The sequence below is a fragment of the Priestia taiwanensis genome, from assembly GCF_014638355.1.
Lineage (GTDB): Bacteria > Bacillota > Bacilli > Bacillales > Bacillaceae_G > Priestia_D > Priestia_D taiwanensis.
The window spans coordinates 719440-742463 of sequence record NZ_BMFK01000001.1; the positions used below are offsets into that span (position 1 = coordinate 719440).

The 23024-nt window shown below is 36.7% G+C and carries 25 protein-coding genes; 16 read left to right on the forward strand and 9 right to left on the reverse strand.

What is annotated here, in order from left to right:
* Positions 1-128 precede the first annotated feature (128 nt).
* From yodN to IEV41_RS03865, 5 genes are all read left to right on the forward strand, one after another.
* Positions 129-794: a germination protein YodN gene (yodN, locus tag IEV41_RS03845; RefSeq protein ID WP_188387114.1), complete on the forward strand. Its 666-nt coding sequence runs from the start codon at positions 129-131 to the stop codon at positions 792-794.
* A 470-nt stretch (positions 795-1264) separates the two neighbouring features.
* Entirely contained in the window at positions 1265-1444 is a 180-nt protein-coding gene (locus IEV41_RS03850; RefSeq protein ID WP_188388670.1) for a YozD family protein, read from the forward strand.
* A 97-nt stretch (positions 1445-1541) separates the two neighbouring features.
* Positions 1542-1748 carry a hypothetical protein gene (locus IEV41_RS03855; RefSeq protein ID WP_188387115.1) on the forward strand — a complete coding sequence of 69 codons (207 nt, stop codon included), beginning with the start codon at positions 1542-1544 and terminating at the stop codon, positions 1746-1748.
* Positions 1749-1751: 3 nt separating this feature from the next.
* Entirely contained in the window at positions 1752-2558 is an 807-nt protein-coding gene (locus IEV41_RS03860) for a serine/threonine protein kinase (protein ID WP_188387116.1), read from the forward strand.
* Positions 2545-3315 (forward strand): sporulation protein, encoded by a 771-nt coding sequence (locus IEV41_RS03865; protein WP_188387117.1) that lies wholly within the window; start codon positions 2545-2547, stop codon positions 3313-3315. The genes IEV41_RS03860 and IEV41_RS03865 overlap by 14 nt, the downstream gene beginning before the upstream one ends.
* 224 nt (positions 3316-3539) lie before the next feature.
* On the opposite strand, the gene IEV41_RS03870 is transcribed toward IEV41_RS03865, so the two are convergent.
* The 4 genes from IEV41_RS03870 to IEV41_RS03885 form a co-directional block, all read right to left on the reverse strand.
* A complete protein-coding gene (locus IEV41_RS03870; protein WP_188387118.1) occupies positions 3540-3755 on the reverse strand; it encodes a helix-turn-helix domain-containing protein in 216 nt (71 codons plus the stop codon).
* Between the two features lie 13 nt (positions 3756-3768).
* On the reverse strand, positions 3769-4389 hold the full coding sequence (locus IEV41_RS03875; protein WP_229722211.1) for a DUF2975 domain-containing protein: 621 nt from the start codon (positions 4387-4389) through the stop codon (positions 3769-3771).
* 153 nt (positions 4390-4542) lie between these two features.
* Positions 4543-5982: a carbon starvation CstA family protein gene (locus IEV41_RS03880; protein ID WP_188387120.1), complete on the reverse strand. Its 1440-nt coding sequence runs from the start codon at positions 5980-5982 to the stop codon at positions 4543-4545.
* Positions 5983-6261: 279 nt separating this feature from the next.
* Positions 6262-6873 (reverse strand): hypothetical protein, encoded by a 612-nt coding sequence (locus IEV41_RS03885; protein WP_188387121.1) that lies wholly within the window; start codon positions 6871-6873, stop codon positions 6262-6264.
* A 373-nt stretch (positions 6874-7246) separates the two neighbouring features.
* On the opposite strand from IEV41_RS03885, the gene IEV41_RS03890 reads away from it, so the two are divergent.
* The 3 genes from IEV41_RS03890 (at position 7247) to IEV41_RS03900 (ending at position 10647) form a co-directional block, all read left to right on the forward strand.
* Positions 7247-9763: a U32 family peptidase gene (locus IEV41_RS03890; protein WP_188387122.1), complete on the forward strand. Its 2517-nt coding sequence runs from the start codon at positions 7247-7249 to the stop codon at positions 9761-9763.
* 166 nt (positions 9764-9929) lie between these two features.
* Positions 9930-10421, forward strand: coding sequence for a DUF2975 domain-containing protein (locus tag IEV41_RS03895; protein ID WP_188387123.1), 492 nt, complete (start codon positions 9930-9932; stop codon positions 10419-10421).
* 10 nt (positions 10422-10431) lie between these two features.
* Positions 10432-10647, forward strand: coding sequence for a helix-turn-helix domain-containing protein (locus IEV41_RS03900; RefSeq protein ID WP_188387124.1), 216 nt, complete (start codon positions 10432-10434; stop codon positions 10645-10647).
* 55 nt (positions 10648-10702) lie between these two features.
* Here the strand turns inward: IEV41_RS03900 and IEV41_RS03905 are convergent, their stop codons facing one another.
* Complete coding sequence (locus IEV41_RS03905; protein ID WP_188387125.1) at positions 10703-10918, reverse strand: DUF6366 family protein; 216 nt, start codon at positions 10916-10918, stop codon at positions 10703-10705.
* A gap of 390 nt (positions 10919-11308) precedes the next feature.
* On the opposite strand from IEV41_RS03905, the gene IEV41_RS03910 reads away from it, so the two are divergent.
* Complete coding sequence (locus IEV41_RS03910; protein ID WP_188387126.1) at positions 11309-11749, forward strand: hypothetical protein; 441 nt, start codon at positions 11309-11311, stop codon at positions 11747-11749.
* A 102-nt stretch (positions 11750-11851) separates the two neighbouring features.
* Here IEV41_RS03910 and IEV41_RS03915 read toward each other — a convergent pair whose 3' ends face one another.
* Positions 11852-12301, reverse strand: coding sequence for a DUF3920 family protein (locus IEV41_RS03915; protein WP_188387127.1), 450 nt, complete (start codon positions 12299-12301; stop codon positions 11852-11854).
* Positions 12302-12484: 183 nt separating this feature from the next.
* Between IEV41_RS03915 and IEV41_RS03920 the strand changes: the two genes are divergently transcribed.
* Together IEV41_RS03920 and IEV41_RS03925 are read left to right on the forward strand one after the other, a co-directional pair.
* Positions 12485-13786 (forward strand): APC family permease, encoded by a 1302-nt coding sequence (locus IEV41_RS03920; RefSeq protein ID WP_188387128.1) that lies wholly within the window; start codon positions 12485-12487, stop codon positions 13784-13786.
* A 114-nt stretch (positions 13787-13900) separates the two neighbouring features.
* Positions 13901-14893 (forward strand): MsnO8 family LLM class oxidoreductase, encoded by a 993-nt coding sequence (locus tag IEV41_RS03925; protein WP_188387129.1) that lies wholly within the window; start codon positions 13901-13903, stop codon positions 14891-14893.
* 43 nt (positions 14894-14936) lie between these two features.
* Here the strand turns inward: IEV41_RS03925 and IEV41_RS03930 are convergent, their stop codons facing one another.
* Complete coding sequence (locus IEV41_RS03930; protein WP_229722138.1) at positions 14937-15821, reverse strand: cation diffusion facilitator family transporter; 885 nt, start codon at positions 15819-15821, stop codon at positions 14937-14939.
* A 314-nt stretch (positions 15822-16135) separates the two neighbouring features.
* On the opposite strand from IEV41_RS03930, the gene IEV41_RS03935 reads away from it, so the two are divergent.
* Together IEV41_RS03935 and IEV41_RS03940 are read left to right on the forward strand one after the other, a co-directional pair.
* On the forward strand, positions 16136-17122 hold the full coding sequence (locus tag IEV41_RS03935; protein WP_188387131.1) for a permease: 987 nt from the start codon (positions 16136-16138) through the stop codon (positions 17120-17122).
* A gap of 15 nt (positions 17123-17137) precedes the next feature.
* Positions 17138-17881: a TIGR03943 family putative permease subunit gene (locus IEV41_RS03940; RefSeq protein ID WP_188387132.1), complete on the forward strand. Its 744-nt coding sequence runs from the start codon at positions 17138-17140 to the stop codon at positions 17879-17881.
* A gap of 63 nt (positions 17882-17944) precedes the next feature.
* Here the strand turns inward: IEV41_RS03940 and IEV41_RS03945 are convergent, their stop codons facing one another.
* Positions 17945-18259, reverse strand: a complete 315-nt coding sequence (locus IEV41_RS03945; protein WP_188387133.1) for a heavy metal-binding domain-containing protein — start codon at positions 18257-18259, stop codon at positions 17945-17947.
* A gap of 172 nt (positions 18260-18431) precedes the next feature.
* Between IEV41_RS03945 and IEV41_RS03950 the strand changes: the two genes are divergently transcribed.
* Both IEV41_RS03950 and IEV41_RS03955 read left to right on the forward strand, forming a co-directional pair.
* Positions 18432-19151 (forward strand): ZIP family metal transporter, encoded by a 720-nt coding sequence (locus IEV41_RS03950; RefSeq protein ID WP_188387134.1) that lies wholly within the window; start codon positions 18432-18434, stop codon positions 19149-19151.
* A gap of 341 nt (positions 19152-19492) precedes the next feature.
* Complete coding sequence (locus IEV41_RS03955) at positions 19493-21847, forward strand: heavy metal translocating P-type ATPase (RefSeq protein WP_188387135.1); 2355 nt, start codon at positions 19493-19495, stop codon at positions 21845-21847.
* Between the two features lie 33 nt (positions 21848-21880).
* Here the strand turns inward: IEV41_RS03955 and IEV41_RS03960 are convergent, their stop codons facing one another.
* The gene (locus IEV41_RS03960) at positions 21881-22354 is read right to left on the reverse strand and encodes a GNAT family N-acetyltransferase (RefSeq protein WP_188387136.1); all 474 of its coding nucleotides are present in this window, start codon (positions 22352-22354) and stop codon (positions 21881-21883) included.
* A gap of 126 nt (positions 22355-22480) precedes the next feature.
* Between IEV41_RS03960 and IEV41_RS03965 the strand changes: the two genes are divergently transcribed.
* Positions 22481-23008 (forward strand): cysteine hydrolase family protein, encoded by a 528-nt coding sequence (locus IEV41_RS03965; protein ID WP_188387137.1) that lies wholly within the window; start codon positions 22481-22483, stop codon positions 23006-23008.
* Positions 23009-23024: the final 16 nt, after the last annotated feature.

The following is a 23024-nucleotide window of genomic DNA, read 5'->3' on the forward strand; positions in this document are numbered from 1 at the left end:
GCCTACCTTCTATTTTTTTGTCTCAATTAACCCTGTCTGTTATAAGCGTTTTAATGCACGTTGCATATACTGTTAGCAATATCGGAAAAAGAAGTATTCAATCACGACTGAAAAAGGAGAGAAGACATATGTCAAGAAAGAAACAACCTAAATATAACGTTGGAGACATAGTCGTGATTACGTTATATGGAACAGTTGGTAAGATAACAAATATTAAAAGCGTCGATGGTGTTTATGTGTATGAAGTGAATAATCATGATGGGTTATACGTCGAAAATACATTGCAGCTAATTAGTGATTACGAAGGCAAAGCAAGTGAAAAAGAGTGGATTGAATTAAATTATAAATTTGCTTATGGGGACTTAGTGCGGGTAGCGGGATATGAGAAAGATTTATTCAGAGTGGTTGGTTTTCGTACAGAAGTGTGGCGGTATAAGAACGATGCGTGGGAAGATACAATTTATGAGTTATCTCGTGTAACGGACGGAGAGTGGCTGGAAGCGGATGAGGCTGACTTATTGCTAGTTGCTAATGCCCAAACAGCGAATCTTATTTTGAAAAAGTTGAAGTATGACAAAAGTAGTATCGGGAAGCTTGATTTAGGTAAGTTAAAATCGGTTAATGATGTGAAGCGAGTAGGCACAAGAACGAATAAAGATGAGATTATTGATGGATTATTAGATGTGTATAACGATTATTCGGCACTCTATGAAAATTTTCAAGACAAGGATTACAAAGTAGTGATGGATTTAATCTTGAAAAATTTAAGTAAACTAGTGGAAAAACATAAATAAAGTTGGAAGAGGTATGCTTCTTATAAAATAAAAAGATAAAGCAATATGTACACATGTGAAACAGACAACTTATGAGATTAACAGGTTGCCTGTTTATATTTATTGTACAGTGGGAATAACTAGCATTAGTTTGAAAAAAGCGAGTATAACATATGAAGGATAACTGGTATTGCAAGAACAAGAAAGAGGTAGAAAGTATGGGCAGTCATTTTGTCCAGTATTACTTCAAATGACGTTGTTTCTTGGTTTTCCTTATATGTATCCATTATCGGTTGTTCCATTTTTTGTATTCCTCCGTTTTCTTTAAGGCTTGTACTACATTCGTATGTAGGCTTATACACGTTTATGACTAGTTTTTATACATATAATGTAAGAATGTAAAGGTGAGGTAAAATTTCTGTTTCATAGACAGAACGACTAACATATTTTCTTATTTTATTCATATTAGTAAGAGTAAAGGGGTGATGGTTGTGAAAGAAATTGAAGTGGTTATTGATACAGAGGAAATCGTGGAGTTCTTTTACAAGCAATTAATCCAAAGGGGTTATGCCCCTACAGAAGCGGAGATGGAGGATTTAGCCGATATTACGTTTGATTATTTGATAGAAAAATGCATGATCGATGAAGTATTCGATGATGAGGATGAATAACGACAACGTATGGTAACGGCGGGAATACTCGTCGTTTTTTTGCTATGAGTGTGCGGATAAATTTGGTATACTAGATGACAAAGGGAGGCGTTTTCTTATGTTAGATAAATTGTTTAAAAAATTATTAGGTTCGAAGAAATATTCAAGCAGTGATTATAAACATCGTCATCGTAAATATTCAAGTAGTGACTATAAACATCGTCGTGGTTCATACTCAAGTAGTGACCTTAAACACCGCCATTCGAAACACGGTCATCATCACTATAAGAAAAAGCATAAAAGCGGTGGCTTCTTTAGTAGCTAATGTATGATGTGGGTAAAAAATGTAGTACTTGATCGCATTTTACAATGGATGGATCGACCGCTGCCAATAGGTGCTCTCGTATATGGACGATACGAGATTATCGACTATCTTGGTATGGGTAGCTATGGTATGTCGTATGTTGTACAAGACCATAAAGATAACGAGAAGAAGTTATTGAAACAGCAACGAAAACGTTTAAAAGTGGACAATCAATCGTTCAAGCGTGAGAAAGAAATGTTAGTATCTCTCACGCATGAACGTGTTCCATCTTTGTTAGATAGTTTTCGTTGGGAAAAGAAAGAATTCATCGTTATGACGTATTTTCCGTTTCGGAATTTGGAAGATTTAATTTTTGCTGATGGATATCGCTTTTCAGAAGTAGAGGCGTTTCGGCTAGTAAGAGGTGTACTATCAACTGCGGCGTATGCACATAACCAAGGAATTGTGCATTGCGACTTACGTATTCCGAATATTTTATTCGACGGAGTAGATAGTTATATCATTGATTTTGGATTGGCGAAACGACTTGGAGAAGTAGCGTTGGATAAGGAAACGAAAGAATCATATGTTGTTTCGGTTCAAGAAGACCTGTACTTATTAGGTCATTTTACCTTATTTCTCCTTTATTCTTCGTATGAAGAATCTTCTAAAGAGGAAAAACCATGGCAAGAAGAGTTGTCTTTATCCCGTGCTGGAAAAGAAATCATTGAACGTATGTTAGAAATACAAGAACCATATCACGATATGGCACTATTACTTCAGCATATTGATTGTGTGATAGAGGGAGGAAGTCAAGATGTCGTTCTTTAAAAAAGCATTAGCTAGCATTGGAATTGGTGGTGTGAAAGTCGACACCATCTTAGAAAATAGTAGTTTAGTAGTTGGAGAAGATGTACGAGGAAGAGTTGAAATCACGGGTGGTAACATTCACCAAGACATAGACGCAATTCACTTAACGTTGTATTCATATTATGTAGAAGAGATTAACGATAAGAAGGTCACGAACAAGGCAGTGCAGAATAGAATAAAGTTAACAGATGCAATCTCGATTCGTGCAGGGGAGAAGCAAACAATTCCATTTACACTTCATGTACCATTAACAACACCACTTACATTTGGTCGAAAGTTAGTATGGGTACATACAAGTCTTGATGTGAAAAATGCGATTGATCCAACTGATAATGATTATATGGAAGTTAGTCCAAATGAATTGATGGATGAGATTTTCTCAAGCGTACAAAATTTAGGATTCCGTCTTCGCCAAGTAGAAGTAGAGAGAGCACCTTCATTTTTACGTAACCGTACATTATTCGTACAAGAGTTCGAATTTGTACCGACTTCAGGAGAATTTGCTCGTAAATTAGATGAGTTAGAGGTAATTATCTTACCGAACTCTTCATCGTCTGTTGAAGTTATTTTGGAAGTGGACCGAAAGGCAAGAGGACTTATGGGTTCATTCCTAGAAGCATTAGATATGGATGAGTCAATTGTAAGATTGACGATTTCTGAAAGTGATAGAGGGCAAGTGGAGCAAATGCTGCGCAATGTCATTCGTAAATATATTTAATCTTATTCGTATCACATAACCTCGTTTTGAAGTGTTGCGTAGTATTTTGACTTACTAAGTAAGTAAAAATACGTATGTAGAAAGAAGGGGACAGCATGTTTGTATCTTCTTTATCGGCTATTTTATTCGCAGCTGGCATTATGGCTTCAGAGCTAGTTCTTTTACGCAAAAAACGAAACGAGGACTAAGTTTATTTGTTAAAAAAGAAGAAGCACAAGAAAAAATTATTCTTGTGCTTCTTCTTTTTCGTATTCAAGAATATCCCCAGGCTGACAGTTGAGTTCTTTGCAAATAGCCTCCAATGTAGAGAAGCGGATCGCTTTCGCCTTGCCGGTCTTTAAAATGGATAAGTTACTATTCGTAATACCAATTCTTCCTGCCAGTTCCCCGAGCGACATTTTCCTTTTTGCCATCATGACGTCTACGTTTACTCGGATCATTTTACATAACCCCTTAAATCGTTAGTTCGTTTTCTTGTGCAACCTTTACAGCCTTTCTGAATAGCATGCTGATGATGAGAATGGCGATTGCTGTTATAAATCCCCATACTTGAAAGTCAAATGAAAATGTCACATCACCTTTTGGTAGGGTTGTTATTAAACTTTCTTCTTTAAAAATAAACCAATTGTAAGTAATTAACGTGTTAATAATATCTTCAGGTTCTTGTTTGAGAAAGTGGAAAAGTTCTTTACCTGAAAGATACACCATAATATTTCCGAAAACCGCTTGAATAAAGAAAACAATGCCTGTATTACGTAAATAATCTGCATTTTGCATTGAAAAAATAACATTATTCGATAGATTTTTCAAAAAGCCACGTGCATACCAAAGTACGAGTAATTGCAAAATAGCGAGTGGTAAGATTATGAAATACATCTGCATTTCAAAATTATCTGATGAATAGGGGAAAGTTAAGCCAAGCATTCCAGCAGTGAATTTTGCAGTTTCTTTAGTAAATATAACCATATACAAAAGAATAAAAATTTGAATAAGTTGATAAGCCATCCAAACTGTCACACCTATTTGTAACCACCAATAAATATTTCTCTTTTTCTTTTTCACTTCCATTTTCATTTCCAAATAAATCCCTCCCTATAGTTCTAGTATATGTTGGTTATTTTTGTTAAGCAACCATTATTTATTGAAAAACAGTAAAAAAATGTTGTTAATTAAAAAAGATGAGAAAAAGAAAACCCTTCTCCGTTGTACGGAGAAGGGGAGTAGCTATTATGCAGCAATATCAGCATCGTCATCAAGACGTAGCTTCAATGCTTTTTGTTTCTTGGCGAACATCATGAACATTATGAGTAATCCAAGTGTAATAACAGCTCCGATGATGCAAGAAATGTTCATCGGTAGGTTGAATCCGATCTTCTGGTTTAAAATATAAACGCTTACACAATATAGCATGAATATACCTGGGATTAAGGCGATGAAGTAGTTACGTCCTTTCACATATAAGTACATCGCGCCTACGAATAGGGCAATAACTGCCGTTGATTGGTTCGCCCAGTTAAAGTAGCGCCATAAAATGTTAAAGTCAATTTTCGTTAAGCCGAACGAAATAACGAATAATGGAATTGCAATGTATAAACGTTTCATAAAGCTATGTTGTTCAATGTTGAAGTAGTCAGCAATAATCATACGTAAGCTTCGGAATGCTGTATCACCAGAAGTGATTGGTAAGACGATAACACCAAGTACTGCTAATGTTCCACCAATTCCACCAAGCATCATAATAGAAACTTCGTTTACTACAGCAGCAGGGCCGCCATTTGCTAACATTTCGTTTAATGTTTGTCCATCAAATAAGCTCATTGAAGCAGCAGCCCAAATCATTGCGATAACTGCTTCTGCAATCATCATTCCGTAGAAAATGAAACGACCCTCTTTTTCTTTTTCCGTAGTACGTGAAATGATTGGTGATTGCGTCGCATGGAAACCAGATAGGGCACCACAAGAAATAGTAAAGAATAATGCTGGGAAAATACCAATGCCAGCTGGATGCATGTTCTCTAAGCTTAACTCAGGAATTGGAGCACCTTTAATGAATAGCATTGCACCAATACCGAATGCACTGATTAATAGTAATGCACCAAAGTATGGATAGATACGTCCAATAATTTTATCAATTGGAAGTAATGTTGCTAAAATATAGTACACAAAAATAAAACCGATAATAACGCTCATTGTCACCCAGTCAGGTGTTAAGCTTGAAATTAATGCAGCTGGTGATGTAACGAATACTGTACCAACTAAAATCAACAACAACGCAGCGAAAGCGTTTACAACATGTTTCATCGTTTTCCCTAAAAATTTACCAGCAAGCTCAGGTAAGTGAGCACCTTTGTTACGAAGGGAAATCATACCTGTTAAATAATCGTGTACTGCACCTGCAAAGATAGAACCTAACACAATCCATAAGAAAGCAACTGGACCGTAAAGGGCCCCCATAATTGGACCGAAAATTGGACCAACACCCGCAATGTTTAATAATTGAATAAGACCGTTACGATTTTTCCCCATTGGAACGTAGTCAACGCCATCTTTCAAACGATAGGCTGGAGTTTGACGTTCATTATGTACGCCGAAAGTTCTCTCTACATATTTGCCATACGTGAAGTATGCAAGAACGAGTAGAACAATCGAAAGAATGAATGTAATCATCGTATTTCTCCCCTCTAATATATGTCTATATCACTACTATACTTCCATTATTGTAAAATATTTATAAAAAGTCAAGGTTTAAAATAGCAATCTAGTGAAAATAGTGTAAACCTTGGTAATACTGGAATGAAAGCGATAACCATAAAGTGAGATTGTGAAAAAGAAAGTGGTTTAATTATTATATTTTAAAAATTTAAAAAGGGGGGATAAATAAAAGTAAAACCACACAAATGATAGTGTTTGTGTGGTTTTTATAAGGTTTGGTTTACTATACGTATATTATCGTTTAGGTTTTGAACTGCTACTGGACCCACTACTCGTACTTGAGCCACCGCTTGATTTAGTACTTGAACTACTTTTTGGTTTAGTACTTGAGTTGGTATTAGGCTTGATTTTTACATTATTGTTCGATTTATGCGTTGATCCAGTGCTTGGTTTTGTAGGTGGAATAACTGTGTTTTGGTCATCATAGTCTTCATTTTCTTGTTCATCGTAATTTTCATCTTCTTGATCGTTTTCTTCGTCGTCTGTTTGGTTATCTCTTTGCTTTGGTTCTTCGTTTGTTGTTGGCTTAGCTTGCATTCTTGCTTTTTTCTCGGCAGCTTCTTTTGCTTTTTCTTCTGCTCTTTGTTTTGCCTCTTTCTCGGCTTTTTGTTTTGCTTCTTCCTTTGCTTGTTGCTCTTCTTGGGCCACCTGCTTATCACGTAATTGTTGTTGCTTTTCCGGTGTCATTGTTAGACCAAATCCAATAAATGAAATGATACAACAAGCAAAAGTAGCACCGGCTAATTTTAGAAGTTTCTTTGCTTTCTTTTTCTTTTTCACAAAAAATACGAGTGAAGTTACTAGTAAGGATAACGTAGCTATAAACGCCATTAAGAGTAAAGCCATAAATAGATTTTCCATAGTTAACACCTCTAATTCATAAGAAAATAAGTATAATAGTAGGTTAATGTAGTGCAAAATAATGATATCAACGAATAGTTATGTATGCTGCATTTAAGTATGAGTTACATATTTTCATATATTCAGTCAATCACATCCTTTTCATTTTTGGTAACAGCAACATAAGGTGAATTAATTTTAACACTTTTGTTCAAAAAAGGGTATTTTTTCTAAGTTTCTAGAGTAAGCACAAAAGCAATGAAAAATGAGTATGTAGCGTTGAGCCCTAGCTATTTAGAAGGAATTTCGCTATAATGTACATATTTGCCTGTATTGTAGGGAATATAGGAAAGTAAATTTGTACGGGAGAGTGAATTATTTGAAGCGCATCACGAGAGAAACGATAGAATTATTAGCACCAGTGGGCAACTGGGAATGCTTAAGAGCAGCTGTAGCAAACGGGGCAGACGCAGTATTTTTTGGCGTTGAAAAGTTTAATGCGAGGGTAAGGGCAAAGAACTTCCAAATGGATGAGCTAAAAGAAGTTATGGCTTATCTTCATAAATATAATGTGCGCGGCTACGTAACATTAAATATTTTAATCTTTGAGAATGAATTAGAAGATGCTAAGACGCTTGTAGAAGCATGTATGGAAGCTGGCGTAGATGCATTAATTGTACAAGATATGGGCTTAATGAAAATGATTCGTGAGATTTCACCGGATTTCCCGATTCATGGTTCAACACAAATGACAATTACATCACCAGAAGCAATAAAGTTTTTAGAGCCGTATGACTTAGAAGTAGTTGTACTTGGCCGTGAGAATAACATGAAACACATTAAGACAATTACCTCAAAGACAGATACACCGCTAGAAGTATTTGTTCACGGAGCACTTTGTGTATCCTATTCGGGACAATGTTTAACGTCTGAAATGTGGGGTGGACGTTCTGCGAACCGTGGTGAATGTGCGCAAGCGTGTCGTCTTCCATACGATATCGTAGTAGATGGCGAAGTGAAAGAAATGGGTGATGTTGCTTATGTACTTTCACCAAAAGACTTAGCGGCAATCGAGCTAGTTCCAGACTTAATCGAAGCGGGTGTATCTTCATTCAAAATTGAAGGACGTCTAAAGTCACCTGAGTATGTGGCAAACGTTGTAAGCAAATACCGTAAAGCGATTGACGAGTATATTGCGGGGCGACAGTACAATCCATCAAAAGAAGAAATCCGTGAGCTAGAGCAGAGCTTCAGCCGTGGATTTACACATGGTTTCTTAAATGGAACGAATCATAGACAGTTATTAGATGGTACGTATCCGAAGAGCCGTGGTGTATTTTTAGGTACGGTAAAGAAAGTATTAAAAGACGCAGTTGTTATTGACACAGGAGCACCAATCAAACGTGGTGACGGTATCGTATTTGACCGTGGACGTCCAGAAGAGAAAGAAGAAGGCGGACGTATTTATGATTTACGTAAAAAAGGCGTAAAAGTAGAAGGTGAAGTGCAAGGTGGAATCATCGAAATCGTACCTGGTCGCCATGATGTGAACTTAACGAAAGTTAGTGTTGGTGATCGCGTATGGAAGACAAGTGACCAGGAATTAAATCGTCGTCTTCAGAAGACGTTCGAAAAAGAACAAGCATACAAAGTATTCCCGATAAGTGTACAAGTATACGGAGAAATTGGACAATCGTTAGTAACGATTTGGTCGGACGATGCAAATGGTAATACGGTTACAATTGAATCAGAAGGTAAGTTAGAAGAAGCGCTAAAGCGTCCGTTAACAGAAGAATATTTAGCGGAGCAACTAGGTCGTTTAGGTGGTACAATCTACGGATTAAATAATTTAGAGATGCATGTGACCGGTAATGTTATCGTACCAGTAAAAGAATTAAATCGTATGCGTAGAGAAGCAGCAGAGCAGTTGTTAGCATTACGTGAAGCACCATATCACTATACACATACTGGTGTAGATGCGTTTGCTTCTCGTCAAGAATTCTTAGCAGAAGAAGTGGAACATCCACAATTAATTGCACTTTGCCGTTCATTAGAACAAATTGAAGCAGCAACGCATACAGATATTGATTATATTTATGCTGACTTTGAGTTCACAACAGATTATCGGAAAGCAGTAGAAGTAGCACACGCTGGTAATAAGAAAATTGCACTTGCGACACCACGTATTCATATGCCAGGTGAGAATGGTATTTTAACTGGGATTCTTCGTGCAAAACCAGATGCTATTCTAGTACGTAGCTTAGGTGCTGTTCAATTCTACACAAGCCAAGATTTGAACATCCCGTTAATCGGTGATTATTCATTAAATATCGCCAATCATAAAGCAGTTGATATGTTCCTTGGCCATGGCTTAGACCGTATCACACCGTCTTATGACTTAAATACACAACAAATGATGGACATGCTTGCAGTATCGCAAACGGATAAAGTAGAGCTTGTTATTCATCAGCATTTACCGATGTTCCATACAGAGCATTGTGTATATTGTACATTCTTAAGTGATGGAACAGACTTTACAAACTGTGGTCGTCCTTGTGAAGAACACACTATCTCCCTACAAGATCGAATCGGTATGGAGCATCCAGTGCGCGTTGACATCGGTTGCCGTAACACAGTATTTAACGCAATTGAGCAATCGGGTGCAGAGTATATTTCACAATTCTTAAAGTTAGGTGTAAATAGCTACCGTGTCGAGTTCTTAGAAGAAGACGGCAAAAAAGTACAAGAAGTAATCCAGCTATATCGCGAAGCACTTGAAGGAAAGCGTACAGGTACAAGCGTATGGAAAGCACTAAAAGCAACAAACCAATTAGGTGTAACACGTGGACACATGGACAAACAAAACTTCAAAGAGAAGAAGATTAGTAAGAGATAAGCTAACTTTAGAAAGTTTGTAGTCTATATTGAATAGCAATTTAAAAGAGCATTTCTTTGTTATGAGAAATGCTCTTTGTTTGTGTTTTATGATAAAAAAATATTGTTAAACGATATATTTCGTGTTAAATTCAATATAGAAAATAAATAAATGAGGTGCTTTTTTTATGAAACGAGAGACACTCTTTTTAAAGATAGTTGTTTTTCTTATGGGGATTACAATTCTTGGGCTTTGTGTGTTTGGGGTACCGAGCTTAGCAAAAGTTTACGAAGAGTGGGTCCCTAATTTAGCTTATTTAAAATATCCATTTGTAATTGGAGTGTACACAGCAGCGCTAGCATTTTTCTTTGCACTGTATCAAACGTTAAAGCTTTTAGCGTATATTGATAAAGGTATCGTTTTCTCAGAACTACCTGTACAGTTTTTAAAGAACATTAAGTATTGTGCAAGTATAATCAGTAGCTTACAAGTATTAAATATATTCCTTTTCATGCCGGTCTTACATTCAATGAAAGAGGTGGAAGATGCCCCGACTATTATAATGATAGGATTGATTGTTATTTTTGCTTCCATTGTCATTGCTGTTTTTGCTGCTGTTCTTCAAAAGCTATTACAAAATGCTATGGATATAAAAGCAGAAAATGATTTAACAGTCTGAGGTGAATGATATGGCAATTATTGTGAACATTGATGTAATGCTTGCAAAAAGGAAAATGAGTGTAACAGAACTTACGGATAAAGTCGGTATAACAATGGCTAACCTTTCTATCCTGAAAAACAGCAAGGCAAAAGCAATTAGATTCTCAACGTTAGCAGCCATTTGCAAAGCACTGGAATGCCAACCTGGAGATATTTTAGAGTATCGGATGGACGATGGAGAATAGATGAACGAATAAAGAAACGCATTGAAATTTGTAGCTGAATTTCAATGCGTTTTTATTATTTTAAGAGGAGAGATGCAACAATTAGGCCGAGGATAAGTACGAGGATAATTATTCCAGTACCTTTCCAACCTAAACTTCCTACTAAATCAGCGAGGCCACCAGTTTGAGATCTAGTAACGGAATCATTTAAGTTGCCAGTTGGGTTATTTTTTAATTCTTCTTGTCTTAGCTTTTCTCTTTTTTCTTCAGGTGTTTCTTTTGCTTCGTTCATGTTAAGACCTCCTTGTTTTATACATACTTTTTGAGTCCAGAGTCATCAATTTCCTTTGCTTCTCGAATCATAAATGAGTAGTTACTTTTTATATTAGTCTCTTTAAGAAGTATTCGTTAATGGTTTGTACAATCCTTCCTAGCAATAGAAGTGGAAACATATCTTTTACGTGTTGGAGTAAAAGGTATTCGCAAGTAAATGTTGAAGTTAATGTTATAAATAAACCAAGATTAAAATGGGAAGGAACTTTATATAAAGGTACTACTGCATCTTTTAATTTCACATACCTTATTAAAAGATGATCTATAATATGGTAACTGTATTAAAAACAAAAGAAAAAGAAGAGATTTTACACCAAGTGATTCATCATATCGAACAAAATTATATATAGTGAAGGGAAAGTTAACTAAGAACTTTAAAGAGGGACAGTATAATCTCATTGATAACCAAGAAGAATTATGTGTAGCGCTCACTAAAGAGTTGCAGGAGTTAACGAAGGATAAACATTTAGACGTGTTACACAGTCCGTCGACTGTTATTAAACAACATACGAAGAGTATGCAAGAGTTAATACGTGAAGATGAAATTCGAAAAGGAAAAATGGATAGTATTCGCATGAAAATACCGAATAGAAGGTCAATCAGTCCTATTACAAATACAGGCTGGGAAGGGGCAGGAATAATCCCAGATATAGCAGTTGAACAAGCAAAAGCATTTGATTATACATACAAAGAAAAATTGTTGTATATAAAAGAAACGTATCAAAACGAAGATAATTATGAGTTTTTATTAAAAGAGATGGAAGATACACTTCTAAATCTAACATGTTAATTCTACATAGAAGGGCATGGAAGTTTACTTAATTAGAATGGTGTTTCTTACTGTTTGGACGAAGGAAACAGACTAAGATAAAAGGTTGAGTGTTACACCTTTTTATCTTAGTCTGTACACTTCCATCATTTCTTTTGCTAGTGCAAATGCCTGTTTCTCTAATTGACGTTGTTCATAGGGGAGAGAGGTTTCTTTCTGTTGGATTCGTCGTCCATCCTCACTTTGAAATTGCATCGTATGCACCCATTCATGAAAGAGTGTTTCGAGTGTTTGGGTGTAGTTATCAAAGTGAAAGATAAAGACAATATTTAATTCGTGCCAGTACATGCCAGATATGTCGTACAAAAATTCTTGTTCTTCTGCACCTAATTCATCGGCTATTTGGTTTGCCTCACAGCTGTCACAAAAAATAACGGAAGCAGAGAATGTGTTTGTGATTGACAGAACATCGTCATACAAGTCACGAACAGAGAAAGCCATGTCATCTAAGACAAACCAGTTCCGATAACGCTGCAAGACATTTTTCTTTTTGAGAACGCTATCAATATTCATATGCCACCATCTTTCTTCTTGAAGACAGAATAGCTATAGCATAGACACATATACTGAATGTTTATTCACCTGCACATATAGAATATGTGCTTATATGTGTAAAAAACACTTATACCTTTTAAAGAAAGGGAGTGTTTTTGCTTATTTTAGGAGAAGTTATATCATATGGGAGGTCGAATAAAGATGGAACATCAAGAGGCAACATTACAGAAGAGAATAGGCTTTAGCGTGGCACTTTCCATTGTTATTGGAACAATTATCGGTTCGGGTGTATTTATGAAGCCAGGAAGTGTGCTTGCCTATTCGGGTGGATCAACTATGGCAATCGCAGCATGGGTTATCGGCGGGATTTTAACATTGGCGGGTGGTTTAACAGTTGCCGAAGTTGGTGCACAAATTCCGAAGACCGGTGGCTTGTACGTGTACTTAGAAGAAGTATACGGAGAGTTTTGGGGTTACTTATCTGGTTGGATGCAGACGATTATTTATGGACCGGCAATTATGGGTACGTTAGGTTTATACTTTGGTTCGTTGTTAGTGAATTTTTTCTCACTGCATACAGCTTCTATCGTGCCACTTGGCATTGGAACAGTTGTTTTTTTAGGTGTTGTTAATATTATTGGAACGAAGTATGGTGGTGCGGTCCAAACGATTACGACAGTTGGAAAACTAGCACCAATCGCACTTATTATTATATTTGGTTTATGGAAAGGAGAGGCACAAGTATTTAACGTGCTTGTACCGCCAGCTGCTGGTACAAGCATCGGCATGGCAATTTTAGCAACGTTATTTGCATACGATGGATGGATTTTGTTAGCGTCTATTAGTGGAGAAATGAAAAATCCAGCGAAGTTGTTACCAAAAGCGATTTTTGTGGGGTTATTAGTTGTAACGTTTTCGTATGTATTTATTAATATTGCACTCATGAAGGTGTTACCTGCGGGAGATATTGTTCGTTTGGGAGAAAATGCCACGGCAACGGCAGCAACACTTTTGTTTGGGGCTATTGGCGGAAAGTTAATTAGTATCGGAATTATTATTTCTATTTTTGGTTGCTTAAATGGAAAAATTATGACGTTTCCTCGTATACCATTCGCAATGGCGGAAAGAGGACAATTGCCGTTTGCGACTACATTTAGCCGTGTTCATCCGAAATTCCATACACCAGCTAATGCAATTTATATGCAACTTGCATTAGCGACCATTATGATGTTGTTAGCTAATCCAGATCGTCTATCTGAGATTTCTGTTTTCATCATTTATTTGTTTTATGTGATGGCGTTCTTTGCGGTGTTTCTGTTACGTAAGAAAAATAAAACACGTGTCTATAGTGTGCCGCTCTATCCATTTATGCCGATACTTGCCATTATAGGTTCTGTATTTGTTATTATAAGTACATTGTTGAATCAACCAATGACATGCATCTTATCTTTAGTAGGTGTGCTGTCAGGGTTACCTGTATATGTTTATTTAAAACGAATATAGCGAGCAGGCTACCGAAAAATATGTGAGTCGGTAGCTTCTTTCCGTATACAGGAAGAAAAAATGATAGAATAGGAGAGAACAATAGAAGGAAGTAAAAGAGAGGATGTTACATAGATGAAGTTAAGTGTGCTAGATCAAGCGCCTGTGACGAAAGGACAAAGTGAAGCATATGCGTTGAAGCGAGCGGAGGAATTAGCAATCTTGACAGATGAATTAGGCTATCATCGTATGTGGATGGCGGAGCATCATGGATCGCGTATTTTCGCAAGTTCGGCGCCCGAAGTAACGGCAGCCCACTTAGCTGCGAAAACAAAACAGATGCGGATTGGTACTGGTGGGACAATGCTGATGCATTATTCACCGCTGAAAATGGCAGAGGTATTTAACACACTTAGTGCCTTATCACCTGGAAGAATTGATTTTGGTGTTGGTCGAGCGCCAGGAGGAGATACACATTCGATGTACGCATTGGCCGAAGGACGCCAACCGATGATGCATAATATGTATGAGAAGTTTGAGACAGCATTGCAACTAATAAATGATGAAATACCGACAGATGAGTTGTACCAAAAAACGAAAGCTGTACCATCTCATGTTGTGTTACCGGAAGCATGGTTGCTAGGCTCCAGTGGGAATAGCGCACGAAAAGCAGGAGAAATAGGAGTAGGGTATTCTTTTGCGCAATTTTTCACCGGCGAAATGCCAAAAGAAGTCTTAGACACATACAAACAGAATTTTAAACCATCTGTATTTATGGAAAAGCCAACTATTTGTGTATCTTACTTAGTAACAACGGCTGAAACAACAGAAGAGGCCGAGTATGAAGCATTGCCAAAAGATATTTTCAATTTGTTTTTCATGAGAGGGCAAATTATCCCGTTTATGACACCGGAAGAAGCGCAGCAATTCCCGTTGTCAGAGATGGATCGTTTGATGATGAAAGAAAATCGTAAACGCCATGTCGTTGGTTCGGCGAAAGAAGTTGCTTCGTTCCTACAGAAAGAACAGGAGTATTATGGCTTTGACGAAGCAATGATTTGTAGTATTCCTCATTCACAGGAGCAACGATTAAATGTGTATCGTTTATTAGCAAAAGAGCTATTATAAATAGAAATCCCCGTGTACAAGTAGCGTACACGGGGATTTCTATTTAATTTTGTGGTTGTCGTTCTTCTTTTAATGGTTCGATATGAACATGTGTACACGGGATGTTATGTTTCTCTTTAAGCTCATCTTGAATCGCATCTGCGATGTCGTGACTTTTATACACATCTAATTCACCGGCAACTTCAACTGTTACATCTAAGTGAATCGCATTGCCGTACATTCTACCTTGAATATCAACAATATGGTCCACACCTTCAATTGCATCAACTGTTTCTTTGTATTCTTCTATTTTCTCTGGATGGAATCCGTCTGTTAACATATGCGTTGCTTCACTAAATATTTCCCATGCTGTTTTTATAATAATAATACCAATAATAACTGCTGCAAGAGGGTCAATCCATGGGAAACCAAATTGTGCGCCGATGATGCCGACAGCTGTACCAACGCTAACGTATGCATCTGAAATATTATCCTTCGCTGCTGCTTCTAGAGCTTTATTGTGAACACTTTTCGCAATACCCATCACATATTTATATACTCCGAACATAACGAATGCTGATCCAACAGCTATCCATGCTGAAAGGGGATCAGGTGCGACTGTTTTGCTGTCAAATACATGTGAAATTGCTCCGTATAATACTTGAATACCAACAGCCACCATAATAAATGAGGCAACAAGGGACGATATTTGCTCCATTTTCGAATGTCCGTACGGATGGTCTGCGTCACGTGGTTTACGCGAAATTTTTAGTCCGATAATAATTGCTACCGTTGCACCGATATCGGTTAAGTTATTTAATCCGTCTGCTCGAAGTGCATTCGAGTTTGCGATATAGCTAATAGTTATTTTCAAAATAGACAATACAATATAAGCAGTCATGCTTATGTATGCCGCTCGGTCTATTCGTTTATGTAAAGTACTATCCACGATTTGTACCTCCTTTTCGTTCTCATTTCGTACCGCCAATAAAGTATAACAGGTGAAAATCATGTGGGTCTACAGCAATATTATTGCACAAGAATATACTTTTAGAGGGAGAACAAATTAGTTGCCCTATACCAAACTTTATGGATAAGGGAAATGAACCTTATTTTCTTAGGATGTCCTATTTCTGCTCTCCATACAGTGGAACATATTAACGTCAAATAAATAGACATAAAAAGATGGGACAAGCATATAGTGTATAAAGTGTTAACTTAGCAGAGTTAAATCGGAATTGTTCTTATAAAAGGAGAGTCGAAATGGTAAGGAGAATAGGGGAAGAATGTATTGGTTTATTGTTAATCGCATTATTTTTATTTCTGTTTATTTTTATTGATTTCACTTCGTTGTTGGAATATACAAGCGTTATCCCAAAGAGTTTTCTTAATATGAATACGATGTTTTTAAGCATCTTTCTAGAAGCAATCCCGTTTGTCATGATAGGTGTATTTGTATCAAGTTGGATTCAAACATATGTCACCGAAGAGCGTATCCAACGGATACTTCCACAACATGCATTTATGGCGATGATTCCAGCTTCGTTAATCGGTGTTATTATGCCTATGTGTGAATGTGTCATCGTGCCAGTTGTTCATCGACTTATCCGAAAAGGATTACCACTTCATATTGGTATGGTGCTATTAGTTAGTGTGCCAATTATTAATCCGCTTGTTTTTGCTTCTACATATTTTGCTTTTTCGTCCAATGAATCAATGGCATATTTACGTGTTGGACTAGCTTTCTTAATCGCTATTATCATCGGTACTGTCGTATATATGCGATATAATGGAACATCCCAACTAGTCAACAAAAAGGAAAAGTCATCACACCATGTTATGAAAGAAATGAGTAGATGGCGAGAGGTAATTGTCCATGCTAGCAATGAATTTTTTTCAGCAGGAAAGTATTTGTTAATAGGTGCATGTATTGCTAGTCTGTTTCAAACGTTCTTGAATCGAGAATGGTTGACAGTGATAGCCGATAATGATGCGTTATCACCACTTGTGATGATGAGCTTTGCTTACGTATTATCACTTTGTTCAGAAGCAGATGCCTTTGTAGCAGCTTCCTTTTCTCATACATTTTCAGCAGAGTCATTATTAGCATTTTTGTTGTTTGGTGCCATGATTGATGTAAAGAATACGCTAATGATGGTAGCGTACTTTAAAAAACGATTTGTTCTATCATTTATTGTACTTGTTGCGTTAAGTGTATATGGTGTGACTATGATCGCATCGTACTTCTAGAAAGGAGGAAGAGAAATGTCATCGTTTCAATCTTATATACGAGGAATTATTTTTATGGGTTTTTTCTTATTAATCGTAAAGCTTCTTTTAACAGGGAACATCCAACATTTCATCGCACCGAGAATGATGAAGTTTATGTACGTACTAATGGCCATTGCTTTTATTTTAGGTAGTGTTCATTTCTTAGGATTGGTGAAAAAACAAGGAAGTGCATGTTCATGTTGTCGTCCACAACGAAAGAAGCGAACGTTCATAACATATCTGTTATTCATTCTTCCAATTGTGACAGGTTTCCTATTTCATGATAATGTTATGGATGCAAGTATTGCGGAAAAGCGTGGGATTCAAATAGGAACAGCACAAGCAAGTACAGGGGGGTATGAAGCGTTAATCGATGCAGAGCGAATTGACATTCAAGAAGATGAAATAGTCTTCACGTTAGGTGCCATTAGTAATGACATCGACTTATTTGTAGGTAAGGAAATTTCATTCACTGGATTTATATATAGAGATAGTAATACAAAAGATAACGAAATATATGTAGCAAGGTTTGGCATGGCTTGTTGTGTTGCCGATTCCATTGTTGTTGGCATGCTAGGAAAGGGGGACATGGTAGCGAATTTAAAAAACGATGAGTGGGTGCGTGTAACAGGGAAAATCGAAAAAACAGTTCAAAATGGTTTAACATTCCCAATTATAGACGTACAAGAAGTGCAGGAAGTGAATATGCCAGCGAATCCTTATGTGTACATAGATTAGAGTAGATGTAATAAAAAAGCCTCTTCCTCACATTTTTCATGTAGGGAAGAGGCTTCGGTTATATTATTGAACTTTTACAGCTGTACCGCTAACAGCAACCATTAACATGCCGTCACGTACTACTTCATAATCAACATCAATACCAACGATTGCATTTGCACCAAGTTTATTTGCTTCTGCTTGCATTTCAGCGAAAGCAATTTCTCTTGCTTCTTTTAATTTTTCTTCATAAGCACCAGAACGGCCACCTACAACGTCACGTACTGAAGCGAAAATATCGCGAACGATGTTAGCACCCATAATTGCTTCTCCAGTAATGATTCCGCAGTATTCTGTAATTTCTTTTCCTTGAAGTGTTGCAGTTGTTGTCATAATCATTGTTTGTATCCTCCATTTCAATGCGTATACAATATGTATTCTCTATCTTGGATATAACTTTTATCCACTTATAGTGTAACATGATATGCGATGTTTGTGGACTAACTTCTACCTATACTAAATATGCTAATGATATATAGGACAAATTAGAAAAGAGGAGATTGTAGACGATATGCCTATAGTAGTCGGAGTATTAGCGTGTATGGGATTAGTTATTGGTGGTGTTCTTAGTCATTTGTTTGGCAAAATGAATCGCTATAACATATATAGTCTTCATGCATTTTGTGGAAGTATTTTAGCTGGATTATTACTATTTGATATTATTCCTGAAACGTTCCATCATCAGCCTTTTGCAAGTGTTACCATAGGAGTTGTAGGGGGGGTATTGATTATGATCCTTCTTGAACAACTTTTTCCTCACCATCATGATCACGATATGCAACCGAGTATGTATTCTTTCCTTTTTCTTATTGTTGCTATCTTTATTCATAACATCCCGAGTGGTTTTGCGTGGGGAAGTACGTTAACAGATAATAGTCATTCACATATTACACTTTTAGCAGCGATTTTTTTGCATCATATTCCTGAAGGTGTCGCCCTTATGATTCCATGTCTATTTATAAAACGAGGAATGATGTTTTACATAAGTGGCATTATAGTTCTTTCGAGCTTGTTGAGTATATGTACATGGTTAGGTGGTCATATTATCCTTGAAAGCCTTCGTCTTCAAGGGATTATGATGGGGTTGGCTATAGGAGGAATTGGTTATGTTACCGTTCATGAAATGCTTTGGAAAGCAAAGAAACGGATGAACTTCCTATCGTTTTTATTATATCTTTTCATCGGAATCAGCGTCATTGCGGTGTATAGTACAGTAAGTGGACATCATTAAGGTACCTCAAAAGAATCTTTGCATATATATAAGTAAGGGAATTATCATGATTTTATTTTTGAATAGCTTGTCTCTCTAAAAACAGAGTAAAAGAAGTAGGTCTTTTACTCTGTTTTTTCTTTTTTCTGAAAAAAAGCGCCTAATATTCAAATAAACGTTTGAATTTATAAGAGAAGTTGCATATAATAAAAGTATAATCAAACAAACATTTGAATGTTAGGTCAAGTAGTCTTTTGGGAAATGCACATAGAACATGCATTGGCTAGAACATCTAAGTTTCGTCGATAATAAGAAAAAGTCGGTCCGTGCATAATCAAGGGAAATGTAAGGAGATGAGGAAGATGGGAGAAAGAAAAATAAAGAGAGAGTATACGTTAGACGGTCTGGATTGTGCGAGTTGTGCGAGTAAGATTGAAGATAATGTTCGAAAGTTAACAGGAGTTTCGGCATGTAATGTGAACTTTGTTAATAAGACGATGATCATTGAAAGCGACGGTACGAATGGTCAGATTGCAGAAGAGGCAAAAGATATCGTTCGTAAATTAGAGCCAGACGTTGTTGTAATAGAAAAAGAACGCAAAAAACAGTCGAAACAAGTATTAATATTGAACGGAGTTGACTGTGCCGATTGTGCAGCAAAGATTGAACATCATGTTAGAGAAATACCGAATGTAACGAATGCAAACTTTAACTTTGTAACGAAGAAACTAGCAATCGAAACAGAACAGGTATCGACTCTTCAACGTACTGTAGAAGAAGCAAAAAAAGTAATTAACAAATTAGAACCACACGTAGAAATACGTGTAGAAGAAAAGCAACGAAAGCAATCTGAATCAACAAAACAAAAAAGCCATGCGGTATTAATTACAAGACTTGTGATTAGTGCGGCATTAACAGCAATTGCGGCATTAACAGATATGTCTACACCAATTGAAGTTTCCTTGTTTGTTATTGCATACGTACTAGCAGGTGGCGATATCGTTTGGAAGGCATTACGTAATATTGCGAGAGGGCAAGTGTTTGATGAGAATTTCTTAATGAGTATCGCAACATTAGGGGCATTTGCTATTGGAGAATATCCAGAAGGTGTCGCAGTAATGATGTTCTATCAAGTCGGTGAACTGTTCCAAAGCTTAGCAGTAAATCGTTCTCGTAAGTCAATAAGTGCATTAATGGACATTCGTCCTGATTATGCGAACTTACAAGTTGGGAATGAAACGAAAAAAGTAGATCCAGAAGATGTGCAAGTCGGTGACATCATTATTATTAAGCCAGGTGAAAAAGTACCGCTAGATGGCAAAGTCATTAGCGGTTCATCGATGGTAGATACATCTGCATTAACAGGAGAATCGGTACCACGTGAAGTGAAACATGGTGATGATATATTAGGTGGATTTATCAATAAGAACGGTGTATTAACCGTTGAAGTAACGAAAGAGTTTGGTGAGTCCACTGTATCCAAAATTTTAGACTTAGTACAAAATGCAAGTAGCCGTAAAGCACCAACAGAAAACTTCATCACGAAGTTTGCTCGCTACTATACGCCGGCCGTCGTGCTAACAGCATTAGCTATTGCAGTAATCCCGCCGTTAGTAATGGTAGATGCGACATTTGGTGAATGGGTTTACCGTGCGCTTGTATTCCTCGTTATCTCTTGTCCGTGTGCACTTGTCGTATCAATCCCACTAGGATTCTTCGGTGGAATTGGAGGAGCATCTAAGAGTGGGATTTTAGTAAAAGGTAGTAACTATTTAGAAGCGTTAAATGATGTTGAGTACGTTGTATTTGATAAAACAGGTACATTAACAAAAGGTGTATTCGATGTAACAGAAGTAAATACGAACGGCTCTTTCACGAAAGAAGAAGTAATCGAATATGCAGCATTTGCAGAAGTATATTCAAATCATCCAATCGCTGAATCAATCTTACGTGCATATAACAAAGACGTGAACAAAGATAGTATTGCTGATTACGAAGAAATAGCTGGGCATGGTATTAAAGTACGTGTAGATGGTAAAGAAGTGTTAGCTGGAAACGCAAAGCTTATGAACAAAGAGAATATCTTGTATCAAGAAGTAAATACAGTAGGCACGTTCGTCTTCGTAGCTGTCGACAAACAGTTCGCTGGATCTATCGTCATTTCTGATGAAGTGAAAGAAGATGCGAAACAAGCAATTCAGGCGTTGAAAGAAGTTAGTGTGAAGAAGACGGTCATGTTAACTGGGGATGCAAAGAAAGTCGGCGAAGCCGTTGGACAAAAACTAGGCGTAGATGAAGTATACGCTGAGTTATTGCCTCACCAAAAGGTAGAAGAGTTAGAAAGAATTGATGCGACAAAGTCATCAAAAGGAAAAGTAATCTTCGTAGGTGATGGTATCAATGATACACCAGTACTTGCGAGAGCAGATATTGGAATGGCGATGGGTGGTTTAGGCTCAGATGCCGCAATCGAAACGGCCGATATCGTCATTATGACAGACGAACCATCCAAAATTCCAACAGCAATCAAAATTGCAAAACGCACACGAAAAATTGTATGGCAAAATATCATTTTCTCACTAGGTGTGAAAGGTATTGTTTTATTATTAGGTGCGTTCGGTATTGCAACAATGTGGGAAGCAGTATTTGCGGATGTTGGTGTAACGTTACTCGCAATTATGAATGCAATGCGTGCGTTGAAAGTAGATAATTTATAAGAATAAAAGAAGCACCATGCGTATTAGGGAAACCTAATGTGCATGGTGCTTTAATGTTAATTTCATATAACAATCTCCAGCTTCATCAACATTGCCAGTATTCATAAATCCAACTGATTCGTATAATTTATATGGAACTACATTTGCTTTTGAGCAAGAGAGAAGAATAGCATCTGTATGTCCATGAGGGAAAGTTTTCATCACTTCTATCATTTTTAGGAGTGCTTGTTTTCCGTATCCATTTCCTTGATGGCTCGTATCAATCATGAGGCGACTTATGTAATAAGTGCTTTCATTAGCATCATATATAGCCATAATAAATCCAACCATTATATTATGAGAGTAAATAGCATATGGCATTGGAGTGTATGTGCCGTCATTTATCATGGCATATGATTCTGCTAAACTGTAGGTATTTGTAGCGATATAGTGTTGTTGTTCTTTTGTGAGTTTTAATTGTATACATTCTTCGAAATTTGCTGCAGTTATTGACTTTAATGTGATCATCGTGTGTTACTCCTTTATTAGTTTTGTTAGATGAATATTCGATAAAAATATTTGTTTTCCTTTTATTTCAAAATTGAACTGGTAGCTGTTATATTTAAAAAGAAACTAGAAGGAAGTGTTGTTCCAATGAAACAGGCTTTAATAGTTGTTGATATGCAAGAAGTTTTTTTTAACCATCCTCAAAATTATTTATTAAACAAAGAGCAAGTAGTTGTAAATATTAATGAATTAATCAAGCAGGCGCGTGAAAAAAACATACAAATTATTTTTATTCAACATACTAGCCAAGACGAAGAACATACAATGTTTGAAGGGAAAGATGACTGGAAACTTCATGAGGGGCTAGTAATAACTTCTACTGATAAAATCATTCAAAAATCAAAATGGGATTCTTTCTATCAAACTGAACTCTTAGACTATTTAAGAAGCAATGATATAGAGCAACTTATTTTTGCAGGTGCACAGACTGAATTTTGCTTCGACACAACGATTAGAGCGGCTTTTAGTGCAGGGTACCAACAAAATATACTTTTTAAAGAGACACATAGTACAGTTAATGGTGCAGTTTTACATGCAAGTGATATTATTAAGCATCATGAGTCTATGTGGAATAATAGATTTCTCACTGTTATTGATAGTGAGATAAAGTTATAAATGACTGATAACAAGG